This window comes from Alistipes senegalensis JC50 (assembly GCF_025145645.1).
In the GTDB taxonomy this organism is placed as follows: domain Bacteria; phylum Bacteroidota; class Bacteroidia; order Bacteroidales; family Rikenellaceae; genus Alistipes; species Alistipes senegalensis.
Genome location: NZ_CP102252.1, coordinates 2,770,800 through 2,793,275 on the forward strand (window position 1 = coordinate 2,770,800; position 22,476 = coordinate 2,793,275).

General features: G+C 60.9%; 25 protein-coding genes and 1 tRNA gene. 11 read left to right on the forward strand and 15 right to left on the reverse strand.

Features of this window, described 5'->3' with window-relative positions; translation table 11 throughout:
• The first annotated feature begins 89 nt into the window (after positions 1-89).
• The 4 genes from NQ519_RS11060 to NQ519_RS11075 are packed head-to-tail and all read left to right on the forward strand — an operon-like array spanning position 90 to position 3,052.
• The gene (locus NQ519_RS11060; protein WP_018694937.1) at positions 90-326 is read left to right on the forward strand and encodes an acyl carrier protein; all 237 of its coding nucleotides are present in this window, start codon (positions 90-92) and stop codon (positions 324-326) included.
• 46 nt (positions 327-372) lie between these two features.
• On the forward strand, positions 373-1,620 hold the full coding sequence (gene fabF / locus NQ519_RS11065) for a beta-ketoacyl-ACP synthase II (RefSeq protein WP_019151097.1): 1,248 nt from the start codon (positions 373-375) through the stop codon (positions 1,618-1,620).
• 36 nt (positions 1,621-1,656) lie between these two features.
• On the forward strand, positions 1,657-2,433 hold the full coding sequence (rnc, locus tag NQ519_RS11070; protein WP_019151096.1) for a ribonuclease III: 777 nt from the start codon (positions 1,657-1,659) through the stop codon (positions 2,431-2,433).
• A 1-nt stretch (position 2,434) separates the two neighbouring features.
• Positions 2,435-3,052 (forward strand): JAB domain-containing protein, encoded by a 618-nt coding sequence (locus tag NQ519_RS11075; protein ID WP_019151095.1) that lies wholly within the window; start codon positions 2,435-2,437, stop codon positions 3,050-3,052.
• Positions 3,053-3,123: 71 nt separating this feature from the next.
• Here the strand turns inward: NQ519_RS11075 and NQ519_RS11080 are convergent, their stop codons facing one another.
• Entirely contained in the window at positions 3,124-4,398 is a 1,275-nt protein-coding gene (locus NQ519_RS11080; protein ID WP_227901120.1) for a BACON domain-containing protein, read from the reverse strand.
• A gap of 341 nt (positions 4,399-4,739) precedes the next feature.
• Here NQ519_RS11080 and NQ519_RS11085 point away from each other — a divergent pair, with 341 nt between their 5' ends.
• Genes NQ519_RS11085 through NQ519_RS11105 form a run of 5 tightly spaced genes read left to right on the forward strand, consistent with a single transcriptional unit; the run spans position 4,740 to position 8,068 of the window.
• Entirely contained in the window at positions 4,740-6,284 is a 1,545-nt protein-coding gene (locus NQ519_RS11085) for a glycine--tRNA ligase (RefSeq protein ID WP_019151093.1), read from the forward strand.
• A 1-nt stretch (position 6,285) separates the two neighbouring features.
• Entirely contained in the window at positions 6,286-6,699 is a 414-nt protein-coding gene (gene ruvX / locus NQ519_RS11090; protein WP_019151092.1) for a Holliday junction resolvase RuvX, read from the forward strand.
• Positions 6,696-7,241, forward strand: coding sequence for a peptide deformylase (gene def, locus NQ519_RS11095; protein ID WP_019151091.1), 546 nt, complete (start codon positions 6,696-6,698; stop codon positions 7,239-7,241). Before ruvX ends, def begins: the two co-directional genes overlap by 4 nt.
• A 7-nt stretch (positions 7,242-7,248) precedes the next feature.
• The gene (locus NQ519_RS11100) at positions 7,249-7,551 is read left to right on the forward strand and encodes a TRL-like family protein (protein ID WP_019151090.1); all 303 of its coding nucleotides are present in this window, start codon (positions 7,249-7,251) and stop codon (positions 7,549-7,551) included.
• On the forward strand, positions 7,544-8,068 hold the full coding sequence (locus NQ519_RS11105) for a hypothetical protein (RefSeq protein ID WP_227901119.1): 525 nt from the start codon (positions 7,544-7,546) through the stop codon (positions 8,066-8,068). Before NQ519_RS11100 ends, NQ519_RS11105 begins: the two co-directional genes overlap by 8 nt.
• 72 nt (positions 8,069-8,140) lie before the next feature.
• On the opposite strand, the gene NQ519_RS11110 is transcribed toward NQ519_RS11105, so the two are convergent.
• From NQ519_RS11110 to NQ519_RS11145, 8 genes are all read right to left on the reverse strand, one after another.
• Positions 8,141-8,608: an outer membrane beta-barrel protein gene (locus NQ519_RS11110; protein ID WP_019151088.1), complete on the reverse strand. Its 468-nt coding sequence runs from the start codon at positions 8,606-8,608 to the stop codon at positions 8,141-8,143.
• 182 nt (positions 8,609-8,790) lie between these two features.
• On the reverse strand, positions 8,791-11,520 hold the full coding sequence (ppdK, locus tag NQ519_RS11115; RefSeq protein WP_019151087.1) for a pyruvate, phosphate dikinase: 2,730 nt from the start codon (positions 11,518-11,520) through the stop codon (positions 8,791-8,793).
• A 167-nt stretch (positions 11,521-11,687) separates the two neighbouring features.
• The gene (locus NQ519_RS11120; protein WP_019151086.1) at positions 11,688-12,497 is read right to left on the reverse strand and encodes an endonuclease/exonuclease/phosphatase family protein; all 810 of its coding nucleotides are present in this window, start codon (positions 12,495-12,497) and stop codon (positions 11,688-11,690) included.
• Positions 12,498-12,512: 15 nt separating this feature from the next.
• Positions 12,513-12,746 (reverse strand): helix-turn-helix domain-containing protein, encoded by a 234-nt coding sequence (locus NQ519_RS11125; RefSeq protein ID WP_019151085.1) that lies wholly within the window; start codon positions 12,744-12,746, stop codon positions 12,513-12,515.
• A gap of 173 nt (positions 12,747-12,919) precedes the next feature.
• On the reverse strand, positions 12,920-13,993 hold the full coding sequence (locus tag NQ519_RS11130) for an SGNH/GDSL hydrolase family protein (RefSeq protein ID WP_019151084.1): 1,074 nt from the start codon (positions 13,991-13,993) through the stop codon (positions 12,920-12,922).
• A gap of 16 nt (positions 13,994-14,009) precedes the next feature.
• Positions 14,010-15,212 (reverse strand): tRNA 2-thiouridine(34) synthase MnmA, encoded by a 1,203-nt coding sequence (mnmA, locus tag NQ519_RS11135; RefSeq protein ID WP_026076599.1) that lies wholly within the window; start codon positions 15,210-15,212, stop codon positions 14,010-14,012.
• Position 15,213: 1 nt separating this feature from the next.
• Entirely contained in the window at positions 15,214-15,729 is a 516-nt protein-coding gene (gene rimM, locus NQ519_RS11140) for a ribosome maturation factor RimM (protein ID WP_019151082.1), read from the reverse strand.
• 115 nt (positions 15,730-15,844) lie between these two features.
• A complete protein-coding gene (locus NQ519_RS11145; protein WP_083871078.1) occupies positions 15,845-16,399 on the reverse strand; it encodes a 30S ribosomal protein S16 in 555 nt (184 codons plus the stop codon).
• 220 nt (positions 16,400-16,619) lie between these two features.
• On the opposite strand from NQ519_RS11145, the gene NQ519_RS11150 reads away from it, so the two are divergent.
• Positions 16,620-16,693 (forward strand) — tRNA-Arg (locus NQ519_RS11150).
• Positions 16,694-16,794: 101 nt separating this feature from the next.
• Entirely contained in the window at positions 16,795-17,085 is a 291-nt protein-coding gene (locus NQ519_RS11155) for a hypothetical protein (protein ID WP_019151080.1), read from the forward strand.
• Between the two features lie 7 nt (positions 17,086-17,092).
• Here the strand turns inward: NQ519_RS11155 and NQ519_RS11160 are convergent, their stop codons facing one another.
• The 6 genes from NQ519_RS11160 to NQ519_RS11185 all read right to left on the reverse strand — a co-directional run bounded on the left by NQ519_RS11160 (position 17,093) and on the right by NQ519_RS11185 (position 22,472).
• Entirely contained in the window at positions 17,093-17,875 is a 783-nt protein-coding gene (locus tag NQ519_RS11160; RefSeq protein ID WP_083871075.1) for a hypothetical protein, read from the reverse strand.
• Between the two features lie 139 nt (positions 17,876-18,014).
• Positions 18,015-18,395 (reverse strand): response regulator, encoded by a 381-nt coding sequence (locus NQ519_RS11165; protein ID WP_019151078.1) that lies wholly within the window; start codon positions 18,393-18,395, stop codon positions 18,015-18,017.
• Between the two features lie 57 nt (positions 18,396-18,452).
• Positions 18,453-20,180 carry a M23 family metallopeptidase gene (locus tag NQ519_RS11170; RefSeq protein WP_026076598.1) on the reverse strand — a complete coding sequence of 576 codons (1,728 nt, stop codon included), beginning with the start codon at positions 20,178-20,180 and terminating at the stop codon, positions 18,453-18,455.
• Positions 20,165-20,677, reverse strand: coding sequence for a regulatory protein RecX (locus NQ519_RS11175; protein ID WP_019151076.1), 513 nt, complete (start codon positions 20,675-20,677; stop codon positions 20,165-20,167). Before NQ519_RS11175 ends, NQ519_RS11170 begins: the two co-directional genes overlap by 16 nt.
• The gene (prmC, locus tag NQ519_RS11180; RefSeq protein WP_019151075.1) at positions 20,659-21,498 is read right to left on the reverse strand and encodes a peptide chain release factor N(5)-glutamine methyltransferase; all 840 of its coding nucleotides are present in this window, start codon (positions 21,496-21,498) and stop codon (positions 20,659-20,661) included. Before prmC ends, NQ519_RS11175 begins: the two co-directional genes overlap by 19 nt.
• Positions 21,495-22,472 (reverse strand): chorismate synthase, encoded by a 978-nt coding sequence (locus tag NQ519_RS11185; RefSeq protein ID WP_019151074.1) that lies wholly within the window; start codon positions 22,470-22,472, stop codon positions 21,495-21,497. The genes prmC and NQ519_RS11185 overlap by 4 nt, the downstream gene beginning before the upstream one ends.
• Between the last annotated feature and the right edge of the window lie 4 nt (positions 22,473-22,476).

The following is a 22,476-nucleotide window of genomic DNA, read 5'->3' on the forward strand; positions in this document are numbered from 1 at the left end:
AATAAAAAAAGTGTTACTTTTGCGCAAAATTGCTCTGGAAATGTATATGAACTATTTCCAAATAATTGTTTAACTAAAAAATTAAAATTATGTCAGAAGTTCAATCAAAAGTTGTCGAGATCATCGTCGACAAACTGGGTGTCAAGGAGTCGGAGGTAGTACCCGAAGCAAGCTTCACCAACCACCTGGGCGCAGACTCGCTCGACACCGTAGAGCTGATCATGGAGTTCGAGAAGGCTTTCGATATCCAGATCCCGGATGAGGACGCTGAGAAGATCGCTACCGTAGGTGACGCCATCAAGTACATCGAGGAGCACAAGAAATAATTTTTTCTTTTAGAATTTCGTTCACGGCCAACAAAGCCTTAAATTTATGACGGGAAGAAGAGTAGTTGTTACGGGCATCGGTACGATCAACCCGCTCGGTAATAATATAGAGGAGTTTTTTTCGAATCTGGAGAAGGGAGTCAGCGGTGCCGCACCGATTACTCATTTCAATGCCGAAAAGTTTAAGACCCAATTCGCTTGTGAAGTAAAGAATTACGACCCGGCTCAGTATTTCGACCGCAAGGAGGTTCGCAAATACGACCTGTTCACCCAGTATGCCCTGATCGCCGCCACGCAGGCCGTGGAGGATTCGGCCCTCGATCTCGACAAGGTCGATAAGGAGCAGGTGGGTGTCATTTGGAGCTCGGGCATCGGAGGAATCAAATCTTTCTTCGATGAGTGTCTGGGCTGGGCCGCCGGGGACGGAACCCCGCGGTTTAGCCCATTCTTTATTCCCCGCATGATCTCCGACATCGCTGCCGGTTTCATCTCCATGAAGTACGGCTTCATGGGGCCGAACTACTGCACCGTGTCGGCCTGCGCTTCGTCGAACCACGGCATCATGGCCGCTTTCGACGCCATCCGCTACGGCAAGGCCGACGTGATGGTGGCGGGCGGTTCGGAGGCTGCGGTCAACGAGCCTTCGGTCGGCGGCTTCAACTCCATGCAGGCGCTTTCGACGCGCAACGACGATCCGCAGCACGCTTCGCGTCCTTTCGACAAGGACCGCGACGGATTCGTGATCGGCGAGGGCGCCGGGGCGCTGATCCTCGAGGAGTATGAGCACGCCAAGGCGCGCGGTGCGAAGATCTACTGCGAGGTCGTCGGCGGAGGCGCTTCGGCCGACGCCTACCACTTCACGGCTCCCCACCCCGAGGGCAAGGGTGCCATGAAGGCGATGCGCGACGCCATCAAGGACGCCGGCATCAAACCCGAGGACATCGACTATGTGAACGTGCACGGAACCTCGACCCCCGCGGGCGACATTCCCGAGCTGAAAGCCGTAGCGGGCGTTCTGGGCGAGCACGTGTACGATGTCAACATCTCCTCGACCAAGTCGATGACGGGCCACCTGCTGGGTGCCGCCGGAGCCGTCGAGGCCCTGGCCTGCATCTTTGCGATGACGCACGGCGTGGTGCCCCCCACGATCAACTGCGAGAACCTCGATCCCGGGATCGACCCGAAGCTGAACCTGACGCTCAACAAGGCGCAGAAACGCGATGTGAAATGCGCGCTGAGCAACACGTTCGGATTCGGCGGTCATAACTCGACGATCATTTTCCGCAAGCTCTAACCCCGTTGACGACCCGTTGCCGTGATTGATTTTCTATTGCGTCCGCTGCGGCGGAATTACGGGCGTGACCGGGCGTATTACAGAATTGTCGATGATCTGTTCGGATTCATTCCGCACAACATCGAACTTTACAAGCTGGCTTTGATTCACAAGTCAGCTTCTTTGGTTTTGGAGGACGGCCGTTCGATCAACAATGAGCGCCTGGAGTATCTGGGCGACGCGGTGATCGAGGCCGTGACTTCGGACTATCTCTTCATCGAATACCCCGACCGCGACGAGGGGTTCATGACCCAGCTGCGGTCGAAGATCGTCTCGCGCCAGTCGCTCAATGCGTTGGCGGTGAAACTGGGGCTGGATGTCCACGTGATCTCGAACGGCGGGGCGGGCATCTCTCAGAAGCATATCTACGGCGACGCCTTCGAGGCGATGATGGGGGCGGTCTATCTGGATCAGGGGTATGAGTTCGTCAACCGCCTGCTGATCAACGATATTTACCTGCGGTTTCTGGATTTGGAGGAGCTTACCGAGTCGGAGACCGATTTCAAAAGCCGCCTGATCGAGTGGAGCCAGAAGAACCGCCACCGGATCGAGTTCCGCACGGAGCACGACAAGGAGTATGCGTCGAACCACCCGGTGTTCTGCTGTACGGTGCTGATCGACGACATGGAGGTGGGGCACGGCGCCGGGGAGTCGAAAAAGGAGGCCGAGCAGCATGCGTCGTTCTCCGTGGCGCAGTATCTGAGCGACGAACAGTGCGCTTCGCTGTTGGACAAGGTCGATCGTCTGAGAGCCCATGAAAAATATTCGCGATAAAATGGCCGCACGGGGTGTGGAGGCTTTGGACGATGCCGAGCTGCTGACCCTGCTCATCGAGGACGGGCAGGCGGCCCGGGCGTTGCTGGAGGCTTACGACGGTTCGCCGGCGCGTATCGCCGGGGAGTCCGAAGCCCGCCTGCGCATGGTCGGCGGACTGGGTCTGAAACGGGCGCGGATGCTGCTGGCGGCTGCGGAGTTCGGACGCCGCGCGGCAGCGGACCGAGCTGCGGAGGCTGATTCCGTGGCGACGAGCGACGACGTGGTGCGGCTGTTCCGGCCGCAGCTGCAACGCCTCGCCCACGAGGAGTGCTGGGTGGTTTACCTCACTTCGTCGAACCGCATCATCGAGCGTCAGCGCGTGAGCCAGGGCGGGGTGACAGGCACGGTGGTCGATCACCGGCTGATCGTCAAACGGGCGCTGGAGCTGCTCGCCACGCAGTTGATCCTGATCCACAACCATCCTTCGGGCACCCCCGAGGCGAGCGGGCAGGACAAGGCGCTGACCGAGCGGGTCGCGCGCGCTGCGGAGCTGTTCGACATCCGCCTGCTGGACCACATCATCATCGCCCGCGAGGGGGATTTCTCGTTCCGCCGCGAAGGGTTGATGGGGCGGTAGGTCTCCCGGGGGGGGTAAAATAAACGGCGGTCTTACAAAGACCGCCGTTCGGTTTTCGGGAGGAAAGTCCGTCAATAGAAAATCCGGTGCGTTTCGGTCTCCTTGTAGCCTCGTTCGGAAAGGATCGTTTCATTGTCGCCTTTTCGCTGGAAACACTCTACCTCCTGAGACCAGATGACCTCGGTGATCCGTCCATCGACCTGCTTCCATTCGATCCGCTCGTTCAGGGCTCTGAAACTGATAATTGATCCGTCGGGTAATGGCTCGACCGAGAACATGCTCTCGTCCGGATAGCTGTTCGTCAGATGGGCGCTGCGTTTGCCCAGCCGCCCGATTCCGGAGAGTACCGCTCCCATGGAGAAGTCGGTGTCCTCGATGTCGGGGCATACGTCGAACAGGAGCGCATTGAGGTCGAGGTTGCACAATGCGGGCGTGTTGGGCCGGTCGGTGTGGTATTCGAATTCGTAGCTGAAATCGAGGTCCTGCTCCCGGTAGATGTCGAGACCGGTGAGGTCGTTGCCGCTCCAGCGGCAGACCGTGCGCGGGTAGTAGTGGGTTTCGTCGCCCTCGTAGGTGCACTCCTTGCAGTAGCCGTTGCCGTCGTAGGCGAAGGTCCAGCGTTCGGGACCGTCGTCGCTGTGGGCGGCGACGGCGCGCCCTGCATCGTCGAGCGTGACGGTGTACGATTCCTTTTCGGGCGATTCCGTCGTTTCGGCGGACAGTTTCAGGGTCTTAGCGTCGGGATAGCTGATCCGGAGGACCTCATCCATGGCGTTGTCCGTGTTCTCCGGAGTGTCGTCCCATTCGTAACTCGTGAGACGTCCGGCATCGTCGTATGCGAAGTGGCTGGTCGAAGTCCATCGCTCCGGGTCCGAATCGCCGCTGTTTCGGATTGTCTGCTGGCGGCTTTCGATACGTGTTATCCGGTTGGCCGGCATCGGTTCGACGGGGTTGTCCGTACCCTCCTGCGTGACGGTGATCTCGATCTTCGACGTGCCGCAGTTGATGACGATTGTCGCCGTGCGGGACTCCTCGGAATCGTTGGGCTGGAGGGTGATTTTCAGCGTGTAACTGCCTGCGGCGTCGCCGTGGTCGGGCGAGATTCCGATCCAGTCGGGGGCTTCGGCGCGGGTCTTTTCGGCGATTGTCGAGGTCCATGCCCCTTCGGTGGTGAAGGTCACGCCCCGGGCGGTCTGCGTGTCGTCGGCCGTGACGGTCTGTTCCAATTGCCGGGTGTCGGGGACTTTGATCTGCCCGAAATCGCCCGAATAATCGTTGTCTTTGTCGCTGCATGACGCGAGCAGCGCGGCGGCCATGAAGGCCATGAAGAATTTTGCTGTTTTCATTTTTATTTTGTTAAAGGAGTTGTTGCTTTTCCGCTAACAAAAGGCGCAGGCAAAATTCCACATCCACGGGTGAGGTATTGGACGACCTAAACAGTAGAATGATGGAATATGCCCACGCTGAAAAACAGCGAGAGCATCAACCTTTATTCCTTACTGCTTAGCGAAAGTGTCCAATTTTCACCCCGTAAGAAAAAAGCCGATGCGCTTTTTATCGTCGTATGTCGGCGGCCCTCACAGGCTGCCGACACAAATATAGAAATAAAATCCGTACCGGCGAGGGCTTTTTCCATTTATTTTGTACTTTTGTAATTCGGTAAATCAGTAAAGTAAAACAGATTGCGATGACTCAGGAAGAACTTTTCAAGAAACTTGTCGCCCATTGCAAGGAGTACGGCTTCGTATTCCCTTCGAGCGAGATATACGACGGACTCGGCGCCGTGTACGATTACGGGCAGAACGGCGTGGAGCTGAAGAACAACATCAAGCGCTATTGGTGGGATTCGATGGTCAAACTGCACGAGAACATCGTCGGCATCGACGCCGCGATCTTCATGCACCCCAAGACCTGGGAGGCTTCGGGACACGTCGCGGCGTTCAATGACCCGCTGATCGACAACAAGGATTCGAAGAAGCGCTACCGTGCCGACGTGCTGGTCGAGGAGTGGCTGGCCAAGCAGGACGAGAAGATCGAAAAGGAGGTCGAGAAGGCCCGCAAGCGTTTCGGCGCCGATTTCGACGAGGCCAAATACCGCGAAACGTCGCCCCGTGTGGCGGAGACCGCGGCCAGACGCGACGAGGTGCACAAGCGGTTCGCCGATGCGCTGAACGCCAACGACCTCGCGGAACTGCGCCAGATTATCATCGACTGCGAGATCGCCTGTCCGATTTCGGGCACCCGCAACTGGACCGAGGTGCGGCAGTTCAACCTGATGTTCTCGACGCAGATGGGCTCCACGTCCGAGGGCGCGAGCACCATTTACCTGCGTCCCGAGACGGCGCAGGGTATCTTCGTCAACTTCCTGAACGTCCAGAAGACCGGCCGCATGAAGATTCCGTTCGGCATCGCGCAGATCGGCAAGGCTTTCCGTAACGAGATCGTGGCCCGTCAGTTCATCTTCCGCATGCGCGAGTTCGAGCAGATGGAGATGCAGTTCTTCGTGCGCCCCGGGACCGAGATGGGGTGGTGGAACGAGTGGAAGAACACCCGCATGGCCTGGCACCGTGCGCTGGGCTTCGGCGACGACAACTACCGCTTCCACGACCACGACAAGCTGGCGCACTACGCCAACGCCGCCACGGACATCGAGTATAACTTCCCGTTCGGCTTCAAGGAGGTCGAGGGCATCCACTCGCGGACGGATTTCGACCTGGGCAGCCATCAGAAGTTCTCCGGCAAGAAGATCCAGTATTTCGATCCGGAGACGGGCGAAAGCTATGTCCCCTATGTGGTCGAGACCTCGATCGGCGTGGACCGCATGTTCCTGCAAGTGATGTCGGCGGCCTACACCGAGGAGCAGCTCGAAGGCGGCGACTCGCGCGTCGTGCTGAAATTCCCGCCCGCACTGGCCCCGATCAAGGTCGCCGTGCTGCCGCTGGTCAAGAAGGACGGCATGCCCGAGGTGGCGCAGAAGATCGTCGATCGGCTCAAATACGACTACAACGTCGTTTACGACGAGAAGGATTCCGTCGGCAAGCGTTACCGCCGTCAGGACGCCATCGGCACGCCGTTCTGCGTGACGGTTGACGGACAGACGCTGGAGGACGGCACCGTGACGGTCCGCCACCGCGACACGATGCAGCAGGAGCGCGTCAAGATCGAAGAGCTGCATGCGATGGTCGATGAGGAGTGCTCCTACCGCAAGCTGTTCAAAATGCTGAATCTCTGATTTGGGCCGCATTCTTGCCATAGACTACGGGACCCGGCGCACGGGGATTGCCGTGAGCGATCCCCTGCGCCTGATCGCCGGAGGTCTGGAAACGGTCCCGACGAAGGAGCTGGAGGCGTGGCTGGCGAAATATTTCGCCCGGGAGGACGTTAGTACGATAGTTGTGGGAAAACCCTCGCGGATGGACGGCACGCCCTCCGAGACGTGGAGGTTCATCGAACCGCTGGCCGGACGCCTGCGGCGGGCATGGCCCGACAAGGAGGTGGTTTTCTACGACGAACGCTTTACCTCGGTGATGGCCCACCGCACGATGCTCGAAAGCGGCATCGGCAGGATGGCCCGCCGCGACAAGGCGTTGGTGGACAAAATATCTGCAACGATCATATTGCAGAGTTATATGGAATTTAACAAATGATCTATCCGATTGTAATTTACGGGGATGAGGCGCTTCGCAAACGCTGTGAAGAGATAACGCCCGACTACCCCGACGTGAAAAAACTGGCCGAGGATATGTTCCTCACGCTCGAAGAGGCCGAAGGAGTCGGCCTTGCCGCTCCCCAGATCGGCAAGAACATCCGTCTGTTCATCGTCGATTGCACGCCGTGGGGCGAGGAGGACCCCTCGTGCGCCGACTACAAGCGTGCTTTCATCAACCCCGAGATTTACGCCTATTCCGAGGAGAAGAGGACCTACAACGAGGGATGCCTCTCCTTCCCCGGCATCCATGCCGACGTGTCGCGGTCGCTGGCGATCCGCATGCGTTATCTGGACACCGATTTCGTCGAGCACGACGAGGAGTTCACGGGGCTCAAGGCGTGGGTCATCCAGCACGAGTACGACCATATCGAAGGCGTGGTCTTCACCGACCGCATCGCCCCGCTGCGCCGCCAGCTGCTCAAAGGAAAACTGTTGAATCTGGCGAAGGGGAAATACCGCTGCGCCTACAAAACCAAATAATGCGATTATGAAAAAAATCTTTACGCTGGCATTCGCGGCCATGATGTTCGTCGGATGTGTCAAGTCTCCGCTCGTGGGAGGCATCTATACCGATGTGAAGGACGGGCTCGCCGTTACGGGCAACGCCGGGTCGAGCAAGGTGGGCACCGCCGAGGCCAAGGGCTATGTGGGCGTCGTCGCTCTGGGCGATGCGAGCATCCAGGCCGCAGCCCGCGAGGCCGGCATCACGCGCATCCACCACGTAGACTATCAGGCCAAGTCCTATGTCGGGGTCTACACGATCTACACGATCATCGTCTACGGTGACTAAACTCGGGCTGCTGGCTGCGTTTTGCGCCGTCGGGGGCGTGCTGACGGCCTCGGGGCAGAACATCCGCAGCCACTACGTCTCGAAGGCCGAGAGCGACGGCGTGATTTACCACACCTTTCCGGTGACGCTCTTCGAGAGCCGGGAGGCGGGCGACCTGACCTTCGACATCACCTATAAGGAGCACCGCGGCGGCCGTGCGACGATCAATTTCACGTGCCGCATGGCGCAGGCCGTTCCGGTCGATTCGGTGCGTTTCGTCTCGGGACGGGTGGTGCTGGCGGGGCCTGTGGAGAAGCTCTACCTCGAACCGGAGAAGAAGGGGTGGAAACACCGCTACACTTTCGACGCCGACGGGTCGCTGCTCTGCGGATTCTTCGACGAGGGGGCCGAGCCCGAAGTGACGCTTTATGCCGGGGAGCGGCCTTATGTCTATCGGGCGAAGCGTTCGGCGTGGCGCAGTTACGCCCCGATCGGATATAAGATTTTCGAGATGATCCATGTGAACGAGAGGCGCTGAGCGCCGCCGGTGACAAAATGAAATCCCGGAAACCTCGAAGGTTTCCGGGATTCGTTTTATCCGGTATCCGGCTTAGAACTTGTAGGCCGCGCCGATATTGATGATGATCGGGTTTTTCCAGTACTGGTGGGTTTGGATCATCCATTTGAATCCGGCTGAAATATCCCAGTTGCGGGCTACGGCGAAGTCCGCACCGCCGCCGAGATTGATGCCGCACGACCAGTCGCCGATGTCATTGGCGCTCAGACCGGCCTGCGGGTAGAGCGTCCACGAGTCGGAGATCTGGAACAGGTACTGCACGTCGGCGCTGATGTCCACCGAGCAGTATTTCTTGCAGAGGGCGGTGATTGCCGGCTGGATGCGCCATGTGTCGGTGAAACTGTAACGGGCCTTGGCTCCGATGCCGAAGATGGCGCCGTCAGCACCTGTGTTGGTGTAAATTCCGATCTGAGGGCCTACTGCCCAGTTTCCTTTGTCCTGCGCCGACACTGCCGATACTGCGAACAGCGCGACGATCGCCGAAAATAAGAACTTTTTCATTTTTCCGTTTTTTATATGAATAGACGTTATTCAAACTGTTTGCCAAACAAAAATAGAAAATTTTCCCATAACGACCAAACATATTCAACGAACCGCGGGGTTTTGCCGACGAAAAGAAAACCCGCAGCCGTCGCGCTGCGGGTTTTCCGAAATCGTACCGGGCTGTTCCCGGCATCGGACCGTTATTTCTGGTTGAGCGCTGCGTGTGCGGCTGCCAGACGTGCGATGGGCACGCGGAAGGGCGAGCAGCTCACGTAGTTCAGACCTGCGTAGTGGCAGAACTCCACCGACGACGGCTCGCCGCCGTGCTCGCCGCAGATGCCGCATTTGAGCGTCGGGCGCGTGCCGCGGCCCTTGAATACGGCTTCGCGGATCAGCTGGCCCACGCCGTTGCGGTCGAGGATCTGGAACGGGTCGTTCTTCAGGATGCCTTTCTCCAGGTATACGGGCAGGAATTTGCCGATGTCGTCGCGCGAGAATCCGAGGGTCATCTGCGTCAGGTCGTTGGTTCCGAACGAGAAGAACTCGGCGACCTCGGCGATCTGGTTGGCCGTCACGGCGGCGCGCGGAACCTCGATCATCGTGCCGACCATGTAGTCGATCTTGTCGTTGCGCTCCGAGAACACCTGTTCGGCCGTCGCGTCGATGATGCTCTTCTGATAGCGCAGCTCCTTGTGGTTGCCCACCAGCGGCACCATGATCTCCACGTGCACGGGCATGCCCGTAGCCTTGACGTTCATGGCAGCCTCGATGATGGCGCGGGCCTGCATCTCGGTGATCTCGGGATAGGTGTTGCCCAGACGGCAGCCGCGGTGTCCCAGCATGGGGTTGAACTCGGCCAGCGACTCGACCTTGGCGACGATCTTTGCCAGGGGCACGCCCATCTCGGCGGCCATCTCCTTCTGACCTTTCTCATCGTGGGGCACGAACTCGTGCAGAGGGGGATCGAGCAGGCGGACCGTCACGGGGTATCCGTTCATGGCCTTGAACAGCCCCTCGAAGTCGCCGCGCTGAATCGGCAGCAGCTTGGCCAGCGCCACGCGGCGTCCGGCCTCGTCGTCGGCGAGGATCATCTCGCGGAACGCCTTGATGCGGTCGCCCTCGAAGAACATGTGCTCCGTGCGGCAGAGGCCGATGCCCTCGGCGCCGAACGCGAATGCCTGTGCGGCGTCCTTCGGGGTGTCGGCGTTGGCGCGGACCTTCATGACGGAGTATTTGCCGGCGAGCTCCATCAGCTTGCCGAAATCGCCGCTCAGGTCGGCGGCCTTGGTGGCCACCTGGCCGAGGTAAACCTCGCCCGTCGAGCCGTTGAGCGAAATCCAGTCGCCCTCCTTCACCGTGAATCCGTTGACCTGGATCGTGCGGGCCTTGTAGTCGATCTGCAACTCGCCGGCGCCCGATACGCAGCACTTGCCCATGCCGCGGGCCACGACGGCTGCGTGCGAGGTCATGCCGCCGCGTGCGGTCAGGATGCCTGCCGCGTCGAGCATGCCTTTCAGGTCCTCGGGCGAGGTCTCGATGCGCACCAGAATGGCGCGTGCGCCGTTTTTGGCCAGCACCTTTTCGGCGTCCTCGGCGAAGAACACCACGGGACCCGTCGCGGCGCCCGGCGATGCGGGCAGACCCTTGGTGATGACCTGTGCGCTGGAGATGGCCTTCTTGTCGAAGACGGGGTGGAGCAGTTCGTCGAGCTTCGCGGGCTCGCAGCGCAGCACGGCGGTCTTCTCGTCGATCAGACCCTCGCGGAGCATGTCCATGGCGATCTTGACCATCGCGGCGCCCGTGCGCTTGCCGTTGCGGCACTGCAACATCCAGAGCTTGCCGTCCTGAATCGTGAACTCGATGTCCTGCATGTCGGTGAAATACTGTTCCAGGTGGTGCTGGATGTCGAACAGCTCCTTGTAAACCTCAGGCATCACCTCTTCGAGCGAGGGGTATTTCGCCTTGCGCTCCTCTTCCGAGACCTTCTGAGCCACGGCCCAGCGCTTCGAACCCTCGATGGTGATCTGCTGCGGGGTGCGGATGCCGGCCACGACATCCTCGCCCTGGGCGTTGATGAGGTATTCGCCGTTGAAGAGGTTTTCACCCGTCGCGGCGTCGCGCGAGAAGGCCACGCCCGTCGCGGAGTTGTTGCCCATGTTGCCGAATACCATGGCCTGTACCGATACGGCCGTGCCCCACTCGGCGGGGATGTTGTTGAGCTTGCGGTAGAGGATGGCGCGCTCGTTCATCCACGAACCGAACACGGCGCAGACGGCGCCCCAGAGCTGGTCCCACGGATTGGTCGGGAAGTCCTCGCCGGTCTGCTTCTTCACGGCGGCCTTGAAGCTCTTCACCAGCTCCTTCAGGTCGTCGGTCGTCAGGTCGGTGTCGTTCTTGACGCCCTTCTTCTCTTTCTGCTCTTCGATGATGACCTCGAACGGATCGTGATCCTCCTTCGAGACGGGCTTCATGCCCAGCACCACGTCGCCGTACATCTGTACGAAGCGGCGGTACGAGTCCCATGCGAAACGCGGGTTGCCCGTGCGCTTGGCTACGGCCTCCACGGCCTGGTCGTTCATGCCCAGGTTGAGGATGGTGTCCATCATGCCGGGCATCGAAGCGCGGGCTCCGGAGCGGACGGAAACGAGCAGCGGCATCTCCTTGTCGCCGAATTTCATGCTGGTCAGGTTCTCGATGTTCTTCATCGCCTTCTCGACTTCGGGGCGGAGCAGTTCGATGACGGCCTCCTTGCCGTGTTTGTAGTACTCCGCACACACTTCCGTGGTGATGGTGAATCCCGGGGGAACGGGGATGCCGATCAGGTTCATCTCCGCGAGGTTGGCACCCTTGCCGCCGAGCAGTTCACGCATTTTGCCGTTTCCTTCGGCCTCTTTGTTGCCGAAGGTATAGACCCGTTTTACGTCTGCCATAGTTTTTTGATTTTTTTTAATTGGTATGTGTATGTAAATTTTTTTCTAACACGTTTCCCCGGAACTTAAAAAATAGCGGTAACGCCGCCGCGACCGCAACCCGAAAATTTTATTTTCGTCCGAGGGATTGCGAAAATACGAAAACTTTTCGAAATTTCCAAAAAAATCTACCGGATGTATACGAACACCGGGAGGGAATATCCGTAACCGCCCCGGTAGACCCCTCGGGAGTAGGTTGCGAGGGGGTTACCGCTCTTTTGGTCAACCAGATAGCGGCGTGCGAAAACGTCGCCTTCGGAAGTCCGCAGCGCCGTGTCGGCCCAGATCCGGTCGCGCATCCGCCATTTCCGGGCGCTCCGGACATTGCCGTGGCCCGATTTTTCGGCCCGCAGGGTTCTGTCGCGGAGTCCGTGGCGGGGTGTGAAAAATGATCCCGTGCGGCCCATGACGAGCAGTTTCGCATGCGGGCGCTCCTCGCGCAGGTCGCCGATGAGCCACCGGGCCGTGCGCGGGTCGGAGCACAGCACCAGCCCCACGGTGTCGCGTCCCAGCTCGCCCTCGACATAGAGGTAGCCGCGGCCCGATTCGTCGTAAACGGGGTAGAAGAGGTCTCCGTAATAGAGCAGCGCAAAATCCATTCCGTCGAGCGAATTGAGCGTGCGGTGGAGGTAGGAGTAGTCGCCCCGGCAGGCTGCCGAGAGGTCGCGCACGACCTGCTCGTTCTCCACGCCCCACAGCGCCACGATCGGCAGGGCCATCGAGTCGATGACGGCCGCCGTGTTGCGGATCTTGCGTTCGTAGCGCGCCGCAGTCCACCGCAGGCGGCCTTCGGGCGTGTAGTCGGAATCGTCGTAGAAGAGCGCCGGAACGGTGTCGTAGAGGCGGTCTACGTCGTAGTAGGCGACGCCCACGGGACGCTGGCCGAGGGCGCCGCAGCATGCGGCACAGAACAGAGCGGTGAAAATCGGGCGGCGCATTGTCATAACCGGATGTCAGAGGGGTTTTTCGGGCATGAAATCGCGGGGCGAACGGCCCAGAAACTTGGCGATCTCGTTGATATGGTGCGGACTGTACTTGATGTCGCATTTCGGGCTTTCGGCCTGTCCAATGAAACTTTTGGATACCCCGATTCCAAAGGCAAGCATTGACTGGGAGATGTTCTGTCGTTTCCTCTCCTTGCGAATGGCGTCAATTATATATTGGTCGATAGGATGTATCACAGGCATGTTTTTGATTCTGTAAAGCTAAAAAACATGCCATTATTGCCGATTGTGTATACATAATCGATGCTTAGTTATAACTAAGCGCCGTATTTCTCGTCTGCCCCTCCCTCGGCTCCCCTGAAAGAAAAGCCCTGCGGAAAACCGCAGGGCCCGGTCGGAGAGAGTTTTCTCCGGTGTTATCGGATGCCGTATTTGCGCAGGATTTTCCGGATGTGCGGCAGCCGTTCGCGGATCATACGGTCGTATCCCAGGTCGGAGCCGTGGTCGCAGTCGATGGTTCCTTCGCAGTCTTTGCCGTAGTACCACTCGCCGTCGAGGAAGTAGACGTTGTCGTATTGTTTCGCCAGCCGACGCATCATCCGGTCGGCGGTGTCGATCCGCTCGCGGTGGAACCGCGCGGCTTTGTTGTTGAAGTTGCCCGCCTCGTGCCAGTGGGTCTGCATGAAGATCAGCGGTTTGTCGGGGTGCGCCTCGACGAGCGCCGCGACGAACGCGTCGAGCCGCTCGCGGATCAACTCCGGGGAGGGGTTCGAAAAGGCGTCAAAGAGAAAGGCGTCGGCGTCGGTTTCGGCGAGCAGCCGTGCGAATTCGGGCTGGAGCTTGCTGTTGCCGCTGTACCCCAGATTGACGAACTCGATGCCTGTCATGCGGCTCATGCGCGCCGGATAGGCCATGCCCGGACGGCTGGCCGAGGCTCCGTGGGTGATGCTCGACCCGAAGACGATGACGCGGTGCTTGTAGGGCGATGCGAGCGGCGTGACGGTGGCGTCGTCGTCCACGCCGATTTCCAGCGTCAGCAGTTCGCTCCACGTCGGCAGGTAGAGCATGCACTCCCGGGGCTGCCGGTCCATGTGCTCGACGATGGTGCCGGAGTGCCGGTCTTCCAGTCCGGGGCGCGCTGCGCCGGCCATCGTCCAGATTCCGTCCCGGCGGATGTAGAGGTCCATGCCGCGCTGCATGACCGGGGTCATGTTCCAGCCGTAGCTGCGCGGGGCCGTGGTCCAGCGGGCCTCGATGGAGCGGCTGTCGGTGGTGAAGAGCACGGCCACGCCGGCCGGATAGCCGCAGTAGCGGCGGATGGTGGCGTTGTCGAAATGGTAACGGGCCGTATCGACCCGGTAATAGGGATTTCCCTCCATCGGGCAGGTGCGGCCGATGAGGGTCAGCGTCGAAGCATCGACGTACTTGCGGGCTGTGGCGGTGTGCAGGCAAAGCACTCCGGCGGCGATCAGTGCGAGGTGTTTTATCATGATGGGTTCAGTTAGGTTATTTCTCGATCACTCCCGAGCCGACCAGTTCGTCGCCGTCGTACCAGGCGGCGAACTGCCCCGGGGCGATGCCCCGCTGGGGTTCGTCGAAGAGGATATACATGCCGTTCGGGCGCATGTGGAGCGTGGCTCCCTGCAAGGGCTGGCGGTAGCGGATGCGCACGGAGAACCGGGCGTTCGTGCCGGGCGCCATTTTGCGCGAGGGGTTGACCCAATGCACCTCCTCCGGGACGATGTGCAGCGCCGGACGCCACAATCCCGGGTGTGCGTCGCCCTCGCCGACGTAGATCGCGTTCTGCGCCACGTCCGTCCCGATGATGAACAGCGACTCCTTGCGTCCCCCGATGCCGAGGCCCTTGCGCTGACCGACGGTGTAGAAATGGGCGCCGTTGTGTTCGCCGATCTTCTTGCCGTCGCGCACGGTGTAGTGCCACGGTTCGGCCTGCGCGGCCAACTGGTCGTCCGAGGGCTCCGAACCGTCGGCAGGGGCGGCCTCGCGGCGGAATTTGGGCCATGCGGGGAGTATCTCGTGCACATTGCCCCTTTTGCGGGCGAGTTTCTGTTGCAGGAAGGTCGGCAGGTCCACCTTGCCGACGAAACAGATGCCCTGCGAATCCTTGCGTTTGGCTGTGGCGAGCTGCTGCTCGGCGGCTATGCGCCGCACCTCGGGCTTCAGCAGGTCCCCGACCGGAAACAGCGCATAGCGCAGCTGCTCCTGCGAGAGCTGGCAGAGAAAATAGCTCTGGTCCTTGTTAGGGTCGCTGCCGGCCAATAGTTTATAGACCGTGCGGCCGTCGGGCAGCACTTTTTCCGCCTTGCGGCAGTAGTGGCCCGTGGCGACGTAGTCGGCCCCGAGTTTGAGCGCTTCGCGCAGGAAGACATCGAATTTGATCTCCCGGTTGCACAGCACGTCGGGATTGGGCGTGCGCCCCCGTTCGTATTCGGCGAACATGTACTCGACGACCCGTGCGCGGTATTCGTCCGAAAGATCGACCACATGCAGGGCGATGTCCAGCTTCTTGGCCACCAGTTCGGCGAAAACCCGGTCGTCGTGCCACGGACAGTCGCCTTCGAGCGTGCCTGTGGTGTCGTGCCAGTTGATCATGAAGAGCCCGATGACCTCGTGTCCCTGCTGTTTCAGCAGCCAGGCCGCCACCGACGAATCGACGCCGCCCGAAAGTCCGATCACTACCCGTGCCATTCTATTCCAGTGTCAGAAGTCCTTCGGGCAGCACGAGGTGCATCGTGCGGGCCTCGAAGTCGATGTGTGCGATGAACTCCTCGGCGGCGGGGACCAGCACCTGCCGTCCGCCGATCTCCAGTTCGAACAGCGGATTGACATCGCTGTCGTAATAGTCCGAGACGGTTCCTTTGAATTTTTCCGGCGTTCCGGTCTCCTTGGCCTCGACGGCAAAGCCGATCAGGTCTTCGAGATAGAACTCGTCGTCCTCGCCCTCCTCTTCCGGTTCGATGCGGAATTCGAGTCCCAGCAGCTCCTGGGCCCGGCGTTCGGTGTCGAAATCGGCGAACGTGGCGGTGGCTCCCGACTGGCCGCGGCGTTCGAAATGCTCGCACCAGAGCGGCACCTCCAATGCGTCGATGGTGACCATCAGCGGGGTGTCGGTCGTGAAATCGTCGGGGAAAGCGGGGTAGAGCGAGAGCATCACTCCGCCCTCGGTGCCGAAAAGTTTGTTGATTCTGCCTGCGGGAACAGTCATAGGATTGAGAATTACGGTGTAAAAATACAAAAAAACGATAAACCGCCCAAGGGACGGTTTATCGTTTTTTTATCGGAGCGGGAAACATCTGCGGCCCCCGCCCTCCTGCGGCGCCTTATTCTGCGGCGGGAGCTTCCGGAGCGGCCTCCTCGGCGGCAGCTTCGGTCTCGGCAGCGGCTTCAGCAGCAGCCTCGCGGGCAGCGGCCTCGGCGGCAGCCTTCTTCTCGGCGATTGCGGCGGCGCGCTCCTCCTTGATCTTGGCCTCGGCAGCCAGACGAGCTTTCTCGGCCGACTTGGCGTCGGTCGCCAGCTTGTTGGCCTTGGCTTCGATCTTACCGGCTTTGGCTTCCAGCCACTTGTTGAAGCGTGCTTCGGCCTCGGCCTCGGAGAACGCACCCTTGGCGACACCGCCCAGGAGGTGTTTCTTGTACATTACGCCCTTGTAGGAGAGAATAGCCCGACAAGTATCCGTAGGTTGTGCGCCTTTCTGTAACCAATCCAGGGCTTTCCCGAAGTCCAGGTCGATCGTAGCAGGATTCGTGTTGGGGTTGTAGATGCCCAACTTTTCGATGAATTTACCATCACGTGGCGCTCTGCTATCTGCGGCAACGATGTGATAGAAGGCATAGCCCTTCTTACCGTGACGTGCCAGACGAATTTTAACAGCCATTTGCTATAAAATTTTGTTATAAGTTATTAAAAACGCTCACCCATTCGGGCTTTTAAGCCTGCAAATGTAGGGAAAATATTCCGCCCGGCAAAATAAATGCTGCAAAAATGCGCATTTTGCGCCTGCAAATCTGCGGTCGGGATGTCGGATGCCGCGGAAAAATGAAAAACTTTTCCTATCTTTGCATCCGCAATTCGCATGGATATGCGTCGTGTGCGTTGGTTCCGTAGCTCAGTTGGATAGAGCAACAGCCTTCTAAGCTGTGGGTCGAGCGTTCGAACCGCTCCGGAATCACATCCGGAAAACTTTCGGCCGGGGCCGGAAGTTTTCTTTTTGCCGTCGTTTTCGATTGTCGATAAATTATCGTACTTTTTGGGTGTCGAAAACAACTGACTATGGGACGGGCGAAAGAAAACTTCAACGATGTGAATTTCAAGGATGAATCGGGCGATTTCGTGCCATTCGGAACCCGATTCGACGTGCTGCGCAATATCTTCTGGAATATTATGGACGGACATGCGCTGGTCCGGGAATCCGTGCATTGCCGCTACTCGATCGAGGCCCGGGGAAAGCGGTGTTATCTGGTCGAGGAATATAAGACCGGAGGAATTTCCGGACGCTACGAAATCCTGAACTGCACCTATGGAGAGCTGAAATGCAGAATAAACCGCAAACTGCCGGAGTGATCTGCCGTCATTCCCTCTCTTTGGCCGACGGACTGAGAAAACCGCACGGTGCGATGATTTCGTCCATGCGCTGAATCATGCGTGCCACGGCGTCGATGAACTGCGCGGCGTTCTCATAGACGGTTACGATGAGCCGTCCGTTTTCCTCGATGCTTTTGTAGCTGATTTGCCGGTACCAGGCGAGTTTCTCGGCCATGCCGTCCGCATACGACGGATTGTCCGTCATGCCGAAGTGTTCCCAGTAGAAGACCGTGTTCGTCCGTTTGTTCCGGATCGTGAAATCGGGGTATCGGGTTTGCCCCCGGGCGGTCAGCGGACGTTCGTAATAGACATCGAAATGCCGGACGGCCAGCAGCCGGTTCATAATGTACAGTTCGGCCTTCGAACGTACCGTCACGCCGTTCGACGCTTTGAACGATTTGGTCTGCGGCAGGAACCCGGGGGCGGCGTCGGGATGCGAGGTCGCTTCGTTCCGGTCGTTTTCGGTCGTCTTTTCGGGAACGCTCTTCTCTGCGGGAAAGAATCTCCACTGATACCTCGAATGGCAGGAGGTGTCAACCTCGTAATTTTTGATGAACTGCCGCATCAGGCCGCAGTCGTGCATTTTCCGCAGGAAACGGCTGAATTCTGTCGAATCGGGGATCGACTGCCGGAATTCAGGCTTGTTCTTTACGTAATCGTAAATGTCCGAAGCCCTCGCAGGTTCTTTCTCCTGCCGGAACTCGAAATACTCCGCGATGCGGCGTTTCAGTTTCAGAAGCAAACCGGTTTCGGGTGGTAGCGGTTCCATATATATTCGTTCGGGATTTGTTTGCGCGGCAGGGTCCGCCGCTTTCCGGCGTTCGTGCGGGCTGGGACGATATGGATAAAAAAAGCAGACCGGACGAATCTCCGGCCTGTTTTTTCGGGAAAGAGGGCCGCCGAAGCCGCTATTTGAGGTATTTGTCGAGATACATTTTCAGTTCGCGCGGCATGACGGGCTTGGTGATGAATCCGTTGCATCCGGCCTCCTCGGCGGTGCGCCGGTCGGTGTCGAAGGCATAGGCCGTCTGCATGATGACGGGCAGTTCGGTCGTGCGGAGGCGGATCTCTTTCAGCGCTTCGATCCCGTCCATCACCGGCATCTTGATGTCCATCAGCACGGCGTCGGGATGCTCTGCGAAAGCGTACTCCACGGCTTCCTTGCCGTTTTTGGCCCACAGCAGATCGTACTCTTTTTTGAGGATTATTTCCAGCAGCTTGTAGTTGCTCTCGACATCTTCCGCAATCAGGATCAGCGGTTTACGTTCTGATGTATTGTTGTCGCTCATTTCGCTTAGTGTTACGATTATCGCAAATATAGCAATTTTTTCACAATCCCTTGCGCGTTACCGGTAAAATGTGCCCTTGAAGTGTGCCGTATTGCCGCATCCGTCCCTCACCGAGAGCTGCACGTCGTGCCTGCGCCGCTGCGGCGGGGCGTCGAAAAAGTGGACGAGCGTGCCCTTCACGGGGAACCGGTCGCAGGGGACCCATTCGCCGTCGATGCGCAGCGTCCACGAGGCGATGCCCGAGAAATTGTCGGCGGCGCGGAAACGCAGGCTTTCGGATTTCGAGAGGTCGGCGCCCTCGGCGAAGAGGGGCCGGACCGCGGGTGCGAGCGTGTCGGCCACCGCGACCAGGTCGCCCGTGGCGTAGGTCGAGGCCGTCACGGCGCCGTTCGCATAGGAGCCTCCGACCCACGCCAGCCGGCCTTTGCGGTTGCGCACGGCCAGCGCGGTCCGGAATTGCAGCCGCCGCGGTACGCGGGTGCGGACGGTGACGGCTGCGGGATGCCGCAGCGGTGTGTCGGGGCTGAGGAACCGGTAGGCGGGCGAGAGCACCACGACGCCCGAATCGGCCTGCGGGGTCTCGCGGCGTTCGGGTTTCACGAATATAGGTTCGTAGAGCGCCCCTTCGGGGATGCTGGTCCGGGCTTCGCGTCCGACCTGCACGAGCGAGGTCCGGTCGGGGTAGAGGGCGACGGCCGCCGTGTCGGCTTCGGCCCGGAAACTCTCCGAGCGTCCGCGGACCGTGAATTCCAGCGCCGAGCGGTTGCCGCAGTCGTCTTCGGCCTCGATACGGATGCGGCGCAGCTGCCCCTCGGCCGTGCGCACCACGCCGCGCTCCTCCATCACCGGGTAGAAACAGCCGGGCGAACCGGCCAGCCGGGCCAGGCGGATCACTTCGTTGCGCGATGCGGGTTGGAGCGAATAGCAGCTCACGGCGTCGCAGCAGCGCGACAGGTCGTGGGTGAAGCCGTCCATGCGGTATTCGAAATAGGGGACGCCGTCAACCGAGGCCGTGACACGCCAGATGCCGAACGTGTTGTGCACGCCGTTGCGGCGGTCGGTGACCTCGGCCACGAAATAACCCTTGCGTCCCGCGCCGACGGGCTCTTCGCGCGTCAGGCGGTAGCGGCCTTCGGCTTCGCGGACCACGGCGTAGCTCTCCATACGGCTGCGCACCGGAACGCCTTGCAGGGTGTCCACCTCGACGTAGTGCAGACGCATGATGCGGGGCGGCAGGTCGTCTTCGGGGCGGATGACCCCCTCGCGGACGACGTTGTAGAGCCGCTGCGTCGGGGTGTCGCGGATCTCGAAGTGGAGGTGCGGGCCCATCGACGAGCCGCTGTCGCCCGAGAATCCGATCACGTCGCCCTGCTTCACGGGCCACGTCCCGGGACCGAAGAAGAGGTTGACGCCGTTCGCCCGGCGGGCCGTGCGCTCCTGCCGGACGTGCTCCTCGATGTCGTCGCGGAAGCGCTGCAAGTGGCCGTAAACGGCTGTCGTGCCGTTGCGCAGCGTGAGGTAGACGGCTCTGCCGTAGCCGCCCGCCGCGAGGCTCACGCGCGAGACGTAGCCGTCGGCGACGGCCACCAGAGGTTTGCCCTCCGCGCCGTCGGTCTTGATGTCGATGCCCGCGTGGAAATGCCCTGGGCGCATCTCGCCGAAATTGGCCGAGTAGAGCCGTGCCACGTCGCGTATGGGATAAATGTAATCGCCGGGATCGAGCCGCTGGGCCTGCGCCCCGGCACCGATCGCGCTGAACAGCAGGACGGTCAAAAATCTTCGCATGTATCTGTCTCCCTCACCATTGCCGAGGCGGCTTCGAGCACCGCCTCGTATTCGTATCCGAGCGAAAGCCCGTAGCGTATCAGTTTCGTTTTCAGTTCGTAGGGCGTGGCGGCCCGCACCGTCCGCGCCTTGCGGGCGAGCATCTGCGCCAGGCGTTCGCCCATGTCCGCGCCTTCGGCCTGCGCCAGCGCCGCGTCGATCAGCTCCCGGCGGATGCCCTTGCGTTGCAGCGCCGTGCGGATCTTGTATGCGCCCCAGCCGCTCAGCCGCAGCTTTTCGCGCACGAAGGCTTCGGCATAGCGGCCGTCGTCGATGAAACGGTCGCGGACGAGTTTTCCGAGCACCTGCTCGGCGTCCCGTTCGGCCAGCCCCCAGCCGCGCATCAGCCGCCGGGCGTCGCTCTCCGACTTCTCGGCCCGGGCGCAGAGCCGCATCAGCGCGGCGAGCGCTTGTTCGGGGGTCTTGTCGCGTCGTTTTTTCACTTCAGCCGGCAGCATATCATGCGGGGTTTGTCGAAAAGGTCCCTATGGACCGCGATGTCGGTATATCTTTCGCCCTCCAGCATGCGGACGATTTCGTCCGCGGCGTGTTCGTAAATCTCGAACCAGAGCCGTCCGCCGGGTACGAGCATCCGCCGCCCTGCCTGCGCGATGGCCCGGTAGAAGCGGATGCGGTCATCGTCCGGGACGAACAGCGCCACGGCGGGTTCGTGGTCGCGGACGTTGGGGTGCATCTCCGCGCGGTCGCTTTCGGGCACATAGGGCGGGTTCGACACGATCGCGTCGAAACGCTCCGGGAATGCCTCCGCCAGTCCGCCGAGCGCGTCGGCCTTGCGGAGCGTGACCCGGGCGTCGAGCGTCCGGAAATTCTCCGCGGCGACGGCCAGCGCGTCGTCCGAAATATCGGCCGCGAAAATCTCCGCGTCGGGAAGCCCCAGCGCCAGCGATGCCGCGATACAGCCGCTTCCGGTCCCCACGTCGAGAATCCTCCGGGACCCGCGCTCGCCGCGCAGCACCCGGTCCACCAGCTCCTCGGTTTCGGGGCGCGGAATCAGCACCCCCGCGCGCACGGCGAAGCGGCGCCCGTAAAATTCGGTGTGTCCGACGACGTATTGCAGCGGCTCTCCGGCCGCAAGACGCTCCGCGACCTCCTCCGACCGCTCCGCGGCGAACTCCGCCCCGGGATCGGTCAGCAGCGCCGACAGCGGGATTCCCGCGAGCTCTGCGACGGTGTTGCGGGCTATTGCGCGGGCTTCGCGCTCCCCGTAGAGGGGCACGAGGCGTGCGGTCAGTCGGTTGACGGCATCGCGGCGGGTCATCGGCGGATGAAGTTGGCCAGGGCGATGGCCACGGCGGCCTCGACGACCACCGCACCGCGCAGGGCGACGCAGGTGTCGTGGCGGCCGCGGATTTCCAGCGGCTCCACCCGGCCGGTGGCCTCGTTGTAGGTCATCTGTTCGCGGCTGATGCTCGGCGTGGGCTTCAGCGCCGCGCGGACCACGATCTCGTTGCCGTTGGTGATGCCGCCGTTGATGCCGCCGGCACGGTTCGTCGCGGTCGTGCCTTCGCCGTCCGTGAAGCAGTCGTTGTTCTCGGAGCCGCGCAGACGCGAGCCCGCGAATCCGCTGCCGAACTCCACCCCCTTGACCGCCGGAACGGCGAACAGCAGGTGGGCGATCATGCTCTCCGCCGAGTCGAAGAACGGCTCTCCCAGCCCCAGCGGAACGCCCTGCACGCGGCATTCGACGACTCCGCCCACTGAATCGCGGTCGGCGGCCGCTGCGCGCAGCACCTCGTCGAATCCCGCCGGGTCGGTGCATCCGCCGATCTCGGTGAGCCGTGTGGCGAAGCGCACCCCGGCGGGCAGTATCTTTTTGGCGACGACCCCCGCGGCGACCAGCCCCAGCGTCAGGCGGGCCGAGAAGTGGCCTCCGCCGCGCGGGTCGTTGAACCCGCCGAACTTGTGACGGGCCACCAGGTCGGCGTGCGAGGGGCGGTAGTGGAGCACGACGTTGGAGTAGTCCTGCGACCGGGTGTTGGTGTTGGCGAACTCGACGGTCAGCGGGGCTCCCGTCGTGCGGCCGTCGTAGATGCCCGAGACGATTTGCGGCAGGTCCGGTTCGCGGCGCGGCGTGGTCCCGGGGGCTCCGCTGCGGCGGCGTGCGAGGTCTTCGGCGAAATCGGCCTCCGAGAGGGGTATTCCGGCCGGAACGCCGTCCATCGAGACGCCGATCTGCGCTCCGTGCGACTCACCCCAGAGGGTGAGCCGGAAATTGTGTCCGAATTGGTTCATGGGC

Bases quoted from the DNA above. Each gene is read 5' to 3' on its own strand.
- NQ519_RS11060 (WP_018694937.1), top strand. From the start codon at position 90: ATGTCAGAAGTTCAATCAAAAGTTGTCGAGATCATCGTCGACAAACTG.
- fabF (WP_019151097.1), top strand. From the start codon at position 373: ATGACGGGAAGAAGAGTAGTTGTTACGGGCATCGGTACGATCAACCCG.
- NQ519_RS11075 (WP_019151095.1), top strand. From the start codon at position 2,435: ATGGCCGCACGGGGTGTGGAGGCTTTGGACGATGCCGAGCTGCTGACC.
- NQ519_RS11080 (WP_227901120.1), bottom strand. From the start codon at position 4,398: ATGAAAACAGCAAAATTCTTCATGGCCTTCATGGCCGCCGCGCTGCTC.
- NQ519_RS11085 (WP_019151093.1), top strand. From the start codon at position 4,740: ATGACTCAGGAAGAACTTTTCAAGAAACTTGTCGCCCATTGCAAGGAG.
- def (WP_019151091.1), top strand. From the start codon at position 6,696: ATGATCTATCCGATTGTAATTTACGGGGATGAGGCGCTTCGCAAACGC.
- NQ519_RS11100 (WP_019151090.1), top strand. From the start codon at position 7,249: ATGAAAAAAATCTTTACGCTGGCATTCGCGGCCATGATGTTCGTCGGA.
- NQ519_RS11110 (WP_019151088.1), bottom strand. From the start codon at position 8,608: ATGAAAAAGTTCTTATTTTCGGCGATCGTCGCGCTGTTCGCAGTATCG.
- ppdK (WP_019151087.1), bottom strand. From the start codon at position 11,520: ATGGCAGACGTAAAACGGGTCTATACCTTCGGCAACAAAGAGGCCGAA.
- NQ519_RS11120 (WP_019151086.1), bottom strand. From the start codon at position 12,497: ATGCGCCGCCCGATTTTCACCGCTCTGTTCTGTGCCGCATGCTGCGGC.
- NQ519_RS11125 (WP_019151085.1), bottom strand. From the start codon at position 12,746: ATGCCTGTGATACATCCTATCGACCAATATATAATTGACGCCATTCGC.
- NQ519_RS11130 (WP_019151084.1), bottom strand. From the start codon at position 13,993: ATGATAAAACACCTCGCACTGATCGCCGCCGGAGTGCTTTGCCTGCAC.
- mnmA (WP_026076599.1), bottom strand. From the start codon at position 15,212: ATGGCACGGGTAGTGATCGGACTTTCGGGCGGCGTCGATTCGTCGGTG.
- rimM (WP_019151082.1), bottom strand. From the start codon at position 15,729: ATGACTGTTCCCGCAGGCAGAATCAACAAACTTTTCGGCACCGAGGGC.
- NQ519_RS11145 (WP_083871078.1), bottom strand. From the start codon at position 16,399: ATGGCTGTTAAAATTCGTCTGGCACGTCACGGTAAGAAGGGCTATGCC.
- NQ519_RS11155 (WP_019151080.1), top strand. From the start codon at position 16,795: ATGGGACGGGCGAAAGAAAACTTCAACGATGTGAATTTCAAGGATGAA.
- NQ519_RS11160 (WP_083871075.1), bottom strand. From the start codon at position 17,875: ATGGAACCGCTACCACCCGAAACCGGTTTGCTTCTGAAACTGAAACGC.
- NQ519_RS11165 (WP_019151078.1), bottom strand. From the start codon at position 18,395: ATGAGCGACAACAATACATCAGAACGTAAACCGCTGATCCTGATTGCG.
- NQ519_RS11170 (WP_026076598.1), bottom strand. From the start codon at position 20,180: ATGCGAAGATTTTTGACCGTCCTGCTGTTCAGCGCGATCGGTGCCGGG.
- NQ519_RS11175 (WP_019151076.1), bottom strand. From the start codon at position 20,677: ATGCTGCCGGCTGAAGTGAAAAAACGACGCGACAAGACCCCCGAACAA.
- prmC (WP_019151075.1), bottom strand. From the start codon at position 21,498: ATGACCCGCCGCGATGCCGTCAACCGACTGACCGCACGCCTCGTGCCC.
- NQ519_RS11185 (WP_019151074.1), bottom strand. From the start codon at position 22,472: ATGAACCAATTCGGACACAATTTCCGGCTCACCCTCTGGGGTGAGTCG.